Annotated in this window: 15 protein-coding genes and 1 pseudogene; 4 read left to right on the plus strand and 12 right to left on the minus strand. The window is 34.4% G+C overall.

Annotated features, from left to right (window positions below; all coding sequences use genetic code 11):
- Nucleotides 1–57: 57 nt before the first annotated feature.
- The 8 genes from CP370_RS00945 to CP370_RS00975 form a co-directional block, all read right to left on the minus strand.
- Nucleotides 58–1452, minus strand: coding sequence for a metallophosphoesterase (locus CP370_RS00945; RefSeq protein ID WP_087713371.1), 1395 nt, complete (start codon nucleotides 1450–1452; stop codon nucleotides 58–60).
- 52 nt (nucleotides 1453–1504) lie between these two features.
- Nucleotides 1505–1987 (minus strand): hypothetical protein, encoded by a 483-nt coding sequence (locus tag CP370_RS00950; protein WP_012845510.1) that lies wholly within the window; start codon nucleotides 1985–1987, stop codon nucleotides 1505–1507.
- Between the two features lie 151 nt (nucleotides 1988–2138).
- Entirely contained in the window at nucleotides 2139–2951 is an 813-nt protein-coding gene (phnE, locus tag CP370_RS00955; protein ID WP_004896101.1) for a phosphonate ABC transporter, permease protein PhnE, read from the minus strand.
- Nucleotides 2951–3754 carry a phosphonate ABC transporter, permease protein PhnE gene (gene phnE, locus CP370_RS00960; protein WP_087713372.1) on the minus strand — a complete coding sequence of 268 codons (804 nt, stop codon included), beginning with the start codon at nucleotides 3752–3754 and terminating at the stop codon, nucleotides 2951–2953. The genes phnE (CP370_RS00955) and phnE (CP370_RS00960) overlap by 1 nt, the downstream gene beginning before the upstream one ends.
- A complete protein-coding gene (gene phnC, locus CP370_RS00965; RefSeq protein ID WP_087284438.1) occupies nucleotides 3747–4532 on the minus strand; it encodes a phosphonate ABC transporter ATP-binding protein in 786 nt (261 codons plus the stop codon). Before phnC ends, phnE (CP370_RS00960) begins: the two co-directional genes overlap by 8 nt.
- A gap of 107 nt (nucleotides 4533–4639) precedes the next feature.
- Nucleotides 4640–5569 (minus strand): phosphate/phosphite/phosphonate ABC transporter substrate-binding protein, encoded by a 930-nt coding sequence (locus tag CP370_RS00970; protein WP_003649610.1) that lies wholly within the window; start codon nucleotides 5567–5569, stop codon nucleotides 4640–4642.
- Nucleotides 5570–5646: 77 nt separating this feature from the next.
- The gene (locus tag CP370_RS09815; RefSeq protein WP_164475323.1) at nucleotides 5647–5787 is read right to left on the minus strand and encodes a hypothetical protein; all 141 of its coding nucleotides are present in this window, start codon (nucleotides 5785–5787) and stop codon (nucleotides 5647–5649) included.
- A 187-nt stretch (nucleotides 5788–5974) separates the two neighbouring features.
- A complete protein-coding gene (locus tag CP370_RS00975) occupies nucleotides 5975–6469 on the minus strand; it encodes a universal stress protein (RefSeq protein WP_004896111.1) in 495 nt (164 codons plus the stop codon).
- Between the two features lie 173 nt (nucleotides 6470–6642).
- Between CP370_RS00975 and CP370_RS00980 the strand changes: the two genes are divergently transcribed.
- Complete coding sequence (locus CP370_RS00980; protein WP_012845508.1) at nucleotides 6643–7446, plus strand: tyrosine-protein phosphatase; 804 nt, start codon at nucleotides 6643–6645, stop codon at nucleotides 7444–7446.
- Nucleotides 7447–7454: 8 nt separating this feature from the next.
- The gene (locus CP370_RS00985) at nucleotides 7455–8180 is read left to right on the plus strand and encodes a GntR family transcriptional regulator (protein ID WP_087713373.1); all 726 of its coding nucleotides are present in this window, start codon (nucleotides 7455–7457) and stop codon (nucleotides 8178–8180) included.
- 44 nt (nucleotides 8181–8224) lie between these two features.
- Here the strand turns inward: CP370_RS00985 and CP370_RS00990 are convergent, their stop codons facing one another.
- Nucleotides 8225–8785, minus strand: coding sequence for a PTS sugar transporter subunit IIA (locus CP370_RS00990; RefSeq protein WP_232457410.1), 561 nt, complete (start codon nucleotides 8783–8785; stop codon nucleotides 8225–8227).
- 85 nt (nucleotides 8786–8870) lie between these two features.
- On the opposite strand from CP370_RS00990, the gene CP370_RS00995 reads away from it, so the two are divergent.
- The gene (locus tag CP370_RS00995) at nucleotides 8871–9347 is read left to right on the plus strand and encodes a nucleoside 2-deoxyribosyltransferase (RefSeq protein WP_004896117.1); all 477 of its coding nucleotides are present in this window, start codon (nucleotides 8871–8873) and stop codon (nucleotides 9345–9347) included.
- Between the two features lie 275 nt (nucleotides 9348–9622).
- A pseudogene (locus CP370_RS01000) lies at nucleotides 9623–10231 on the plus strand (IS110 family transposase); the annotation flags it as partial.
- A gap of 347 nt (nucleotides 10232–10578) precedes the next feature.
- Here CP370_RS01000 and CP370_RS01005 read toward each other — a convergent pair.
- The 3 genes from CP370_RS01005 to CP370_RS01015 all read right to left on the minus strand — a co-directional run bounded on the left by CP370_RS01005 (nucleotide 10579) and on the right by CP370_RS01015 (nucleotide 13275).
- The gene (locus tag CP370_RS01005) at nucleotides 10579–10818 is read right to left on the minus strand and encodes a hypothetical protein (protein WP_087284432.1); all 240 of its coding nucleotides are present in this window, start codon (nucleotides 10816–10818) and stop codon (nucleotides 10579–10581) included.
- A gap of 274 nt (nucleotides 10819–11092) precedes the next feature.
- Nucleotides 11093–12907, minus strand: a complete 1815-nt coding sequence (locus CP370_RS01010) for an acyltransferase family protein (protein ID WP_087713375.1) — start codon at nucleotides 12905–12907, stop codon at nucleotides 11093–11095.
- Nucleotides 12904–13275 carry a hypothetical protein gene (locus CP370_RS01015; protein ID WP_057718155.1) on the minus strand — a complete coding sequence of 124 codons (372 nt, stop codon included), beginning with the start codon at nucleotides 13273–13275 and terminating at the stop codon, nucleotides 12904–12906. The genes CP370_RS01010 and CP370_RS01015 overlap by 4 nt, the downstream gene beginning before the upstream one ends.
- Nucleotides 13276–13374: the final 99 nt, after the last annotated feature.

A 13374-nucleotide genomic window follows, 5' to 3' on the forward strand; every position in this document is an offset into this window, starting at 1 on the left:
TAATTTTCACCTCAAAATAAACAGTAGTCTTATTATAAGCTATTTACATTTCAAAAACTAAATTCGATAGAATCGTCTCTTAGAAGCAGCTCCATATCCAAATACTTGTAATAAATGCCTTTGAACATCAACATTTACTATATATCCAGCTGCTTCATTAGCATGATCCATCTGTCTATTCCAGCGCTTATTGTATTGCGTAGTAAGCGCATGGTTGGGGCCCATGAGAGCCGAGCAATTAAAAAATATATATTGTATACCGTTAATACGATATTGGTCTTCAGTATGACGGTGTCCACATAAATATGCAACTATTTTTGCATTTTTTATCTTTGTGAAATCAAAGCTATTAGCTAGGGTAAATTCAGGAGGAACATCCCTTGAATTAAGGTAGCCTTTTTCATGTTGATTAAAGGCCACCATTAATTCATGTAGAGAACGCCCATTAAATTTCAAGGCATTTGTTCCCTTGCGAGTAATAGGATTTGCATGACTCATGAAAATAATTGTTTTACCATTTGAATTTTCAAGAATTTCGATAATTTCTTGCATCTGATCTTCACGAATCGCTAAAGCAAGTTTAGTATCGTATTTTTTCTTACCTTGCTCGTCTAGCTCATAAGGTAAATCAGATGTATTGACCGTAATGATTCTGACGTCATCTTTATCAAAATATGCAACCCCATGCTTGCGCGTAATATAGTGAATACCATCTTGCGCATACATACTTGGCCACATTATATCTTCAAATTCATTTTTCGGAAAACTAGCTTTCAGATCATGGTGCTCATCAAATTTATCATTTTCATCGTGATTACCTTTAATGACAGCAAAGTTAGTTTTTTTAGATCTAAACGTTCTAGACAAAGATATCAACTCTGCTTCGCCAACTAATCCTGGGTCGGATCCATCCATCCAATCACCTAAATGAGCCTTTAAATCTAAAATATCTTTATCTTCAAGATAATTAAACTCTTTAACATGACGAAGTCCGTTATGCCCATAAAAATCAATACTATCAGCATCTTTATAGTGCGTATCGGTTAAAACACCGATATTAACTGAGTTATAGTCATCTCGGCTATGCTTTTTCACATAATCTACTAACTGATCTAATTGATCTTCAACGATATAACGACGTCCTGTCTGTTTATTAACAAATGCAGTATAACGGTTTAGCCTTTTATCAAACTTCCGAACATAAGCTGGTGCTAGATCAGACGCATTAATCGAACGTAAAGCTTGGTGCAAGACATTGTCAGTGTCCTTATAAACAATGAGCTTATATTCTTCACCATGAGGAGTTCCTTCAGGCGCTCCAACGTTATACTCACCAACAGTCATATACTTTTGCATTCCATCGAATGGAATATTATTTTTCTTTCGCATCATCTTCCGAGTTACACCGGAAAATTTATCAATCATACCTTTGGTTTTCTTGATAATTTTCATGATACTCTTCCCCACTCATCACACAAAAAAAGGCCCTTACTTGGCCTTGGGGTTAATTATTTGCCAAAGCATTTGCGGCAAGACCCAATGATAAAACCGCATCTTTAGACAAAACCTTTTTCAAATCATTAGGAGCAATCGCTCTTACAGCGCCGATGACTTTCAAACTATATAAAAGCACATGTAAATCAGTAGCACGATCATAGCTACCATCTTGCAATGGATCCTCATGATTATAGGCTAAATTAATCTCGTCTTGATCTACATATCCATCTACGTGGTTAGTTAAAATACGATCACTTAGCTCACGCAATGGTTTATCTAAATGCAGTAAAGTTAATTTACCATCAGATTCACTATTGTAGTATTCATCTTGAGTCATATCAAAGTATTCTTCAATTGGTTTATCAAGAATATCCAAACTATTAATTTCATTATAAATTCTCTTGGTATTCAGGTCTTGTTGGCCGTTGATAATCTTTTCTTGTGATAAAGCCATATCGTCAGCCAATGTCATGGTAGTTAAATTATCCATATTGTCCTCCTTGAAATACAACTTCCATTATAACAAAAAAGTTCTTTTTTTCCTGTACTTATCCATATTATAGGTAGATATTACAAAAAACTTTATAATTTATCAAAATAAAAACATGTAGTTTAGATAAACTACATGTTTTACTAATTAATTAGACTAATTTCTTTCGAATCCAACCAGAAATCCAGTCAATAATGACAACCATGACAATAATACCAACTAAGATAACACCTACACGGTTCCATTGACGATACTGCAAAGCAATAATTAATGGATAACCAATACCACCAGCACCAACTAAACCTAGAATAGATGCTGAACGGATTGAAACGTCAAAACGGTATAAAGTGTTAGAAATTAAAGCGGGCATTAAGTTGGGCATCGTTGCAAACATAATAATGTTAAATTTAGAACCACCGGCTGCTGTAACGGCTTCATTAGCTCCTTCTTCAAGGTTTTCAATTGCTTCAGAGAACAATTTAGCAAGCATCCCCACTGAGTGGAAACCCAAAGCTAAAACACCGGCTGCCGAACCAGGTCCAACAGCTTTAATAAACATCAAAGCTAAAACAATTTCTGGGAAAGAACGTATAATTGCTAAAACAATTTTTCCAGAACGAGAAGTATACCATTTTTTATGGCGCGTGTTAGCTGCCCAAAAAGCGAAAGGTAATGAGATAACTGCGGAAATAAAAGTACCTAAGAAAGCAATACAGATTGTTTCCCACAATTGAGAAATTAAATCTTCACCGCTCCCGTTATATACATAAGACCAATCTGGATGGAAAATACCAGCTAAAATAGCACCGGCAATTTGACCAGCAGTTGCTTTTATTCCACCAAAGTTCATTCCTACAAATGACCAAATAATTAAAGCTACAGTAACAATTGCAATTACCCAGTGCTTAATTTTTTTCTTGGTATCAACTGGTTTAGGAGGTAGTTTTTTCATTGTAGTATCCATTATTTCATCAACGCCTCCCGAGATTTAGTAGAAACATAGTCGATAATAACTACGACAACGATAATAATCAAAATAATCAGACCAGTCTTAGCATAGTCAAAGACTTGTAGCGTTTGTTGCAAGTAAAGACCAATACCACCAGCACCAATATATCCAAGAACCGTTGAGGCTCTGACGTTAATTTCAAATGCATATAAAACATAAGAAATAAAGTAAGTAATAATTTGTGGCATCACAGCAAAGTGGATAATTTGAAGCTTGTTTGCACCAACAGCAGTTAAAGCTTCGATTGGGCCTGGATCAATTGTTTCAATTGCTTCATAGAACAATTTAACAACCACACCAAATGTAAATACAGTTAAGGCGAGAACACCGGCAACTGGACCAATACCTACAACGGCAACAAAGATTGCACCTAAGAGTAGGTCTGGAATAGTTCTAACAATATTCATAATTATTCTTAGAATTCCAGTAACAGCCTTATTCTTAACAATATTTCTAGCGATTAAAAGAGAATAAACAAAAGCAATTGCTGATCCCATGACAGTTCCTAAAATTGCCATTTTAATTGTTTCAATTAAAAGTGGAACTGCTGTAGCTGCATATCCCCAATCAGGGTGACACATTTGAACAAAAATATCAGTAAATTGGCTAAAGTTATTAAACAAAACGCTAATGTGCGTATTGGTTACATTTACCGAAAGAAAGAGACCTAAAACCATAATTACGACCCAAACAAGGTTCATAATTTTAAATTTCTTTTTAGGCAATTCAGCTAAATGCTGTTCCTTAGATTTAGGCATCTTCTTCCCCTTTCTTGCCGTTTCCGCCATTGTAAATATCGTCAAAGACAGCTTGAGAAGTTTCACTCATCTTGCCATCATAAACGATTTGACCGGCACGAACACCGATTACTCTATCTCCAAATTCTTTAGCAAGTTCAACACTGTGAAGATTAGCAACAACTGTCATACCATATTCTTCATTAAGCATCTTCAAGTCATGCATAACTCGACGTGAAGTTTGAGGATCAAGAGAAGCTGTTGGTTCATCAGCTAAAATAATTTTAGGATTTTGAGTAAGTACACGAGCAATAGCAACACGCTGTTGTTGTCCACCAGAAAGTTGGTCTGCACGAGTATAAACTTTATCTGCTAAATCAACTCGTTGCAATGCTTCATATGCTTTTTGTTTATCTTCTTTAGTAAATAAGTTAAAAGTTGTCTTCCAAGTTTGATAGTAACCTACTCGACCAGTTAAAACATTTCGCAAAACGCTTGAACGTTTAACCAAGTTAAAGCTCTGGAAAATCATACCGATATCACGACGAATTTCGCGCAAGTCTTTTCCTTTAGCAGACGTAATTGATTTGCCATCAATTAAGATATCTCCCTTAGAAACATCTTGTAGACGATTAATAGAGCGAAGTAATGTTGACTTACCTGCACCAGATAGACCTACTACTACTACAAATTCTCCCTTATCAATATTTAAGTTAATATCTTTTAAACCAACTGTTCCGTTATCATAAATTTTGCTAACGTCTTTAAGTTGAATCATTGGCTGATTAGTAGCTGCCATTTAATCTAAATTTCTCCTTAACATATTTATATTGTTTACAGTGCATAAAAAGATAATCATCTTTTAGAGACAATTATCTTTTTACTAACTAAGCTATATTTAATTGACTATTTCTTGTCCTTGGCAATAATCTTGTCATATTTACGAACAATATCGAAGTTACTGTCCTTAGACTTAGTGTAGCCTTCGTGACTGTAAACAGATTCGATAATCTTCTTACCTTCTTTAGATTGACCAACTTCAATAAATGCCTTTGCAAGTTTCTTTTGGAATGACTTAGACATATCGCTTCTAATAGAAATAGTATCGTTAGGAATTGGCTTAGTGAAGTAAATTGGAACAACTTGGTCCATAATCTTAGGATTATCTTTTTTAACGATGTTACGAGCATCTTCAAAAACAAATGCTGCGTCAGTATCGCCATTTAATACGTTAAGAACTGCTTGGTCGTGTCCAGTAACAGTAACTAACTTACAATCCTTTGGAACGTTTAACCCTTTTTCTTCAAGTTCAGCAACTGGGAAAACATATCCTGCTGAAGAAGTTGGGTTTTGAACTGAAATACTCTTACCTTTTAAATCTTTCCAAGACTTAATCTTAGAACCCTTCTTAACAAGAATTTCGGCTCTGTAAGAGTTAACTAAGTTCTTAGTAGCTTGACCACCTGGTTGTTTTACACCGTAGCGTTGTGCTTGAAGTAAAACATTAGCTGCTCCTTGCTTGTGAGCTAATACATAACCATCTGGTGGCAAGAAACCAACATCAACCTTTTTAGATTTCATTGCTTCAACAACAGTATTGTAGTCAGTTGACATTGAAACATGAACTGGAATGCCAAGTTTCTTTGAAAGCATCTTTTCTAAAGGCTTAGCACGAGCTTCAAGCTTATTAGCAGCTTGACTAGGTACAAACTGAATAGTTAATGACTTAGGTGTATAACCATCCTTTGAACTGTTTGACTTGTTAGAACAAGCAGTTGCAACAACAGCAAGTAAAATTGCAAAAAGGCCTACTAAGACTTTTTTGAACTTTTTCATCATTTCCTCCTAATGAAAAACATTAAATGACAAATACAAAAAAAGACCCAATATGATGAGCTGACAAAAAGAGCTAATCACATTGAGCCAGAAAAGTCGCTAAAAAAAGCAACGAAAGCGCCAACACCAATGAAGACTGATTCACCTAAGGAATCAGCCCAAGAACGAGCCACTGAATTTTGGTTACGATTTATAATGTTGTAATCGAAATTCGCCATTATCGTTCTTCCTTTCCCTAGTACTAACGTTCGTTCTTAAGTATCATATCAAAAATATTCGTACTTGGGTACTATTATTTTAATGTAAGCGCTTGTAAATATTAATTTATTGAATTGGATCGATCCACTTTATAAAAAAAGTACTCTATCACTAATGATAGAGTGCTTTTTCATAATGTTCGTTTTTTTAAAAGTACTTTTTCTTGGGCTTTGCAACCTTGTTATTATCAAGATCAGTCTTAACAATTAACACATCGGATAAAGCATGTTGGTTAACATAAGCAGTAACACTACCCATTAACATTCTTTCAACTGCGTTCATACCAGTTGCACCCATAATAATTAAATCGTTGTGGTGATCTTTAATAAAATCAACAGCAATAATTCTCTTAGGGGAGCCATAACGAATATGGTAAGAAACATCAGTAAAATTAAAGTGTTCCTTAGCCCATTCTTTTAGACTCTTTAAATACTCTTCGGAATCCTGTGTCATTTGATAAATGGTATCTCCAGAAATCAAAGTATCCTGCATTTCCCCCATAAATTGACGAGTATCAATAACATTCAATACATCCAGATGAGCATTGTTATCAAGAGCAATCTTTACTGCTTTATCAAATGCACGCTCTGCAGTTTCAGAACCATCAACAGGAACTAAAATGTTGTCATAATCTTCTACCATAAGTAATCATCTCCGCATGGAATTTGCATCTTTACATTGTAATTTTACCATTAATTATACCAATTAATAAATTTGTTTTCTTTTTATAGATCTGAGAAAAATAAAATATCTGAGAAAAAATATGTTAAAGTAATAATACTGTATTTAAATAACTATAGTGAGGAAAAATACTAATGAGCGAAAATTATGAGACGAAATTAATCGGCATCCAAAATGGTCGCAATTTCCGCGAACTTGGAGGCTATAAGACTGTATCCGGTCAAACAATTAAATATAATAAATTGCTTAGAACTGGTAATTTAGCTGATCTTTCTCCATCAGACTTAGAATTATTGCAAAAACATGGCGTTAAGTATGACGTTGACTTTAGAACAGAAAAAGAAAAAAATGATCATCCTGATCGTGTTCCAGAAGGCGCTAAATATGTTTTTGACCCAGTTTTTAGTGATGATCTAACTAATGCATCTAAGGGGATCTTTGCTTTAGAAGAGAATGCCGAAAAAGATCCTGAATTTGGCTTTAAGCATATGTTCTTTGCCTATGAAGATATGATCAATGGACAGACCGCTCAAAAAGCTTACCGTAAATTCTTTGACCTTTTGCTTACAAATGATAAAGACAAGAATGCTCTTCTTTTCCACTGTACTGCCGGAAAAGATCGGACAGGATTTGGAGCTTTATTGATCTTATCAGCATTAGGTGTACCTTTTACTACTATCAAATATGACTATACTCTAACCAATATCACAACAAAAAGTTTTGTTGACGCCATGCTTAAGCAAGCAGCCGCTGACGGTTCTAGCAAGCGTGTATTGCAGTCTATTAAAGATATTCAGTCAGTCTATCCAGAATACTTAGACCATGCTGTACACGTTCTAAACCAGCAATACGGCGGCATCAACGAATACCTTCGTTCTACCATGAAGCTCTCAAGCAGTGATATCATGGATCTTAGGAGAATCTATCTTGAGGATTGATATAGATTATGGATATTCCAAAATATTTACAAATTGAAAATGAGCTAAAGCAAGAAATTATCTCTGGCAAATTTAAATATGGAGATAAATTTTATAGTGAAGCTCAATTAAAAGATAAGTTTAATGTTTCTTCAATTACTGTTATCCGAGCTGTGAAAGATCTCGTCAAGGCAGGATATTTAGTTCGCCATCAAGGAAAAGGCACTTTTATTTCACGATCAAGAAAAGATAAATTAGTTCGTCTTAGTGATAATGAAGTCTTCTCAAATAAACAAGAGGAAGATTCAGTTAAAGTTTTGAAACTTCAAGAAGAAAAGCAGAGCGAAATATTAAAAAAACTCGGCTTACCCAAATATGATAGTTACTACTATATTGAACGTTTACGGTTAATTGGTGACACACCATTTATGGTGCACCGTTCATTTATACCAGCTAAGTTTATTAACCGAGATTTAGCTAAAGATCCAAATAATTATCATAGTATCTATGAAGCCTTGCAAAGCGATAAGCAATTGTACCTATTTGATGAGCCTTTTACTGAAACAGACACAATTGTAAAAGCTGATAGCGACATTAGTAAGCAACTAAAAATAGCTAAAGATTATCCCGTTGTACGACAAGTCAAAAAAACTATTTTATCTACTACAGGTGAAGTAGTTGAACTAGTTATTGGCTATAAACGGTGTGATTACTTTTCACTTTCATTTTCAAGTACTGATTATCCGGAAGTTTAATAATTTAATCTGGAGACAAAAAGAAGCTGCAAGGCAGCTTCTTTTTATTTTTCAATTTCAAAATTATTCTCTAAAAAATCATAAATTTCTTCATTTGAATCTGAATTAAATAATTCATTTAAATCATCAACTGAAGTTCCAGCTAGAAAGTCCATAATTTTAGCCAAAATAGTTGAATGCATATCTGGATCATTATTTAAAATCAAAAATAAGAACTTAACTTCCAGTGCTTCACTTGGATTAACCATATTATTAAAAGTTGCTGAATTTCTAAGAGCAATCGGTACAATTAATTGTGCGCTAACATAGTCCCCTTCAGTATGAGGAACTGCAACATCTGGAAGTTCTCTAGATAAAGGTCTCATCGAAATCCCAGTTGGATACTTATCTTCACGTTCAATAATATCGCCTAAAAAATCTTCTTTAACATAGCCTAAGTCATATAATTTTTGAGAAACGGTCTTGAATATCTCGTTTCGATCAGTTAAGTCTGTTACAAAGACAGCTTCTGGATCGAAAAGACTTTTTTTAGTATTCGTAGTAGGTTCCGCCTTTCCTAAGCAAAAATTTCTAATTTCATTATATAAAACCGATTTCAAAAACACAAAAGTGGGTGTTTCTTTTGGGCAAATTTTGTTAAAGTTAGTTAATGTAAAAAATATTCCACCGATAAGAAAGAAAGGTTTTTCCATGACAAAACAAAAAACAGTTTATTTTGGTGCTGGTTGGTTTACTGAGACTCAAAACAAGGCTTACAAAGATGCAATGAGCGCTCTCAATGCTAATCCTACTATCGATTTAGAAAACAGCTATGTTCCTCTTCAAAATCAATATAAAGATATTCGTGTCGACGAACATCCCGAATACTTACATGATAAAGAATGGGCACAAGCAACTTATAATGGTGACTTAGTTGGTATTAAAACTAGTGACGTTATGCTTGGCGTTTATGTTCCTAAAGAAGAAGACGTTGGTTTAGGGATGGAATTAGGTTACGCTATGTCTCAAGGAAAGTATGTTTTACTTGTAATTCCTGATGAATTATATGGTGAATCAATCAATTTGATGAGTTGGGGCGTTGCTGACAACGTAATTAAAATGAGTGAATTAGCTACATTTGATTTCAACCGTCCAAGATACAACTTCTATGATGGTGCTGTATATTAATTTAAATAAAACATTCTAAGCTAAATAGTGAATCGATTATCCGACGGGATAGCTGATTCACTATTTTTTGTTTTAGCCGTAAAATTTAAAATAGTAGTAAAACCTTATGTCATCGGTCTTTTAGATGCTTGACGTCGTATATAAAACTGGCAGTCTTACTGAGAAATTATGCAATCTCTTCGAAGAATGTGGACATTTAATGTCGAGTTTAGAAAATTAGATCTGATTTCCTAAGTAAAATGGCTTTACTAGTATATTTTGGGAGGTTTTTGAAAATGAAAGTTATCTTTGGTATTGATGTAAGTAAAGTACATCAACTGTTTGTGAATTAATCAATGATAGTAAATCTATTACAACAATTACTAATGATCGTCCTGTTTTTTTTAGAGTTACTGAAAGACCTAAAAGCCTTCACTCAACACCCTCAAATTATTTTTGAAGCTACTGATGTTTATTCTAAAAGATTGCAGTCTTTCTTAGATGACTATGGTTATGAGTATGTCATTTTAAATCCGTTAAAGGCTAAGAAAGAGATGGATCTTGGTCTTAGACATAATAAAACTGATGCCTATCATTTAGCCTTGATTCAAAAACTTTACCATCATCCAGTTAACCAATTGCAAGAGCAAGAATATCATCAGCTAAATGCTTTAAGCAGATTCTATGATCAATTAACCAATGATCTTGTTATGGCTAAAAATCGACCCCATAAACTTCTCCAATTGACTTTTCCATACCTTGAAGATTTATTTAGTACGAGTAAAGGGTTTAATTACTGGTCTATTGTTAAAATGTTTCCACACTGTGACTTAGTAAATGATTCAACTAAACTTACGATTCATCATAACTTACTTAAATTACCAGGTTTTCAAGAGAAGAAGGCTGATTATGAAAACCTGTATTGTGCTTGACTTTACGTAGAAAAATAAACTGGTAGAAATTAAAATCTACCGTTTTTTTATAGCATCTTGTTCACGTTCTAACATTCTTGTTTCGTAAAGCATAATCTTTTCTCTCATTTCTGGATCTTTATGTAGTCATCATTATCATCTGTATCGGAATTATAATGTAAATTACTGAATTTTTCATTAGCATATTTTTCAGCGTCTGATTTACTTCGCCAGCCTACTTCATTTACCCATTCTCCAGCTCCACCTGCAACAACTAAAACCGTTTGATCATGCTCTGTAGCTGTAGTATAGACAGCATTTCCACCTCCTACATTCCACCCTCAAATGTTAATTTTTATTTTTCCAGTTTCAGAAGAAATGCTTTTTGGTGCCTCACCCCAGTTTTTAGTTTTTTGTTCATAGCCTAGGTGATGTCGTCCATACTCATACGCATCAAAGCCATCTTTCTTCTTGTGTAATTCAGTTGTATATAGATCTTCATAAGTAATCCAACTTTCGCCAAATACAATTGTTGTAATTTTTCCAGTCTCTGCATTGGCGAGATACCATCTCCCTCTCATTTCCTTTGGAATAGTTACTGCTCCTTCATCTCCGAAGATTCTTCTTGGTTAGCACTAGGTCCTTTTGATTGTGAGACTGAAGAAGAACTTTTACTTGAATTGACAAATTCGGCTGAACTACTTTGTCACAACCTGTTAATCCTAATAAGGGACCTGCCACTGACATATAAATAATTATCTTCCTTTTCATTTTACTTTCCCATCTAACTATCTATTAATATTATTTAAATTACCAAAAACGGCTTTGCGAACTATTGCAAAGCCGTTTTTCATCCTACTTCTTTACTGGCGTCTTCTCCGCACGAGTCAAGGCACCCTTAATGCAGTCTAGATACAATTTACTAATATCGTCTCGACCTCCAAAGTGTGTTCCATCAGTACCTGCAAATAGATTCTGATGTGCCCGAGCCACCTTGTCCCAATCACCAATTGTAATGAACTTGTACTTCTTAGGAAGAGTTCGTTCCCAAACGGCTAACTTATAGGAATTATATGATGAGTCGGCATGACCATCATGCGGAGTAATAAAGATTAAATGATGGCCTGGTTTTAGATCTTTAATAACCTTCTCAGTCTGCTGTTGATAATCATCTAAAGAATTGGTCCCAATACAAATTACAACATTGCGTTTTAATCGACCTAAATTTTGCGCGTTTATCAGCACATTGTAGGCCTTATCCATAGTACGATTACCTTCTGCATCAATATCAACATTTTTCATATGATCTAAGAGATATTTTCTACTTCCTAAAGTTACACTATCACCAATAATAGTTGCTCCATCATCTTGTACACTATTTTGCGCATTTTCTTTCTTAGGAGGCTTAGGTGCTGCTTGAACATAGGTAGTACTTAATTGATCTGCGTCCTGCTGAATTCCGCCAAGCAGTAGATTTTTTTCTAAAGAGGAAATTGAAGGTGCCTGCAGGCATAAATATACCCCAAGACCGATAGCAAGTGTTAAGCCTAGTCCTAAGGGAGCCACAATATGCTTGAAAGTGATTTTATGTTTTCCAATTGAAACAGCTTTTCCTCTGATTAAAGGTTCTAAGAAATAAAACGATACACTTGCAAAAAGAACTGAAAGAATTGTCGTAATTAAAGCTGCTAGCCAAGTTGGATAAATTTTTGAAAAAATTACAAACAAAGGCCAGTGAAATAAGTAGACACTATAACTAATGTCTGCAATATAAGTAAAAATAAACGGTTCCTTAGTGTTAGGTGTTTTACGGTGTAAAATATTAGCTCCTAAGATTGCACAAGCCGCAAATAAACTTGCTAACAAAAAGCCAAACATATAAGTCTTACGTTGATCAAAGCGTAAAACATAAGCTAAAGCAAATAAACACGCTAAATTTAGCACCATAAAAGTAACGGCACCAGCTTTATTCCAATGTTTTGCTACACTATTACTAAACGCAGGCAATAAATCTTGAATTCCTGCAATCGAACCGAGCATACTTCCAATAAAGAATGGGAAAATATGCGCAATACTTGAGAAATAAATTGGTGAAAATTCGCTTAAACTTTGTGCACGTAAATACATTACCGTTGCACTTACAGCCGCTAAAACTGCAGATGCAAAAAATACACGTATTCTGAACTTTTTAACATTAGGTGTAATCTTGGTTAAAAGATATAAAATAAAGCCCCAAACTAAGTAGAATTGGACTTCAATAGCTAATGACCACGTATGCACAAATAGATGTGGTATAAAGCGCGATTCATAAGTTCCACCAGTATTAATTTCAAAAATATTGGTTGAAAAACCAACTGCGGCTGCTAATTGTTTAGGAAGATCAGTAATATAGTCTTTACTTACCAAAAGCGTAAAAGGTAAGACAAAGGCTATCATTAACAATAAAGGCGGCAAGATCCTCATTATTCGACGATAATAAAAATCTCCTAACCTAAATTTATTAGACCGGCTAAACTCATCTAAGGCTAAAGCAGTAATCAAATATCCAGAAAATGTGAAAAAGATATCTACACCAATAAAGCCACCAGTGTAGCGCATCCGGAAGAAGTGATAAAGAAGCACACAAATTAAACCCGTGACTCGGATTAAACTAAACCATTTAATTCTCATTGTTTAACATATACTCCCCTCTCATACTTCCCAGACTGAATTACTTTTCCTTTCTTCATTAACTGTCCATTTCCTTGGGCAACTCCGTGATGAAATTGTCCTTTAAACGTCCAACCTTCATGCGATTTATAAGTACCTAAGCCTTCAAAATGGCCGTTTTTAAACGCACCAGTATAAGTATCGCCATTGTTAAAATGCATTACGCCAGAACGAAGTTTTCCATTTTCAGTTGTGCCTTGATAGACTGTACCGTCTTGGAATTTAACAGTATCCTTTTGTAGACCATTAGCATAATAAAATGTAAACCAAATACATCCCAGAATTAAAATAACAGATACAATTAAAGTCCATATCTTACGTTTAGTCATTGTCATCTCCTTGTTTTATAACACATTAACGTCTTATGATACTACACTTATCCTATTTAAATATTTCAGCCTGCAATAATACTCTTTGACCTATTTTCT

The organism is Lactobacillus sp. UMNPBX19 (assembly GCF_002553805.1).
Classification (GTDB): Bacteria; Bacillota; Bacilli; order Lactobacillales; family Lactobacillaceae; genus Lactobacillus.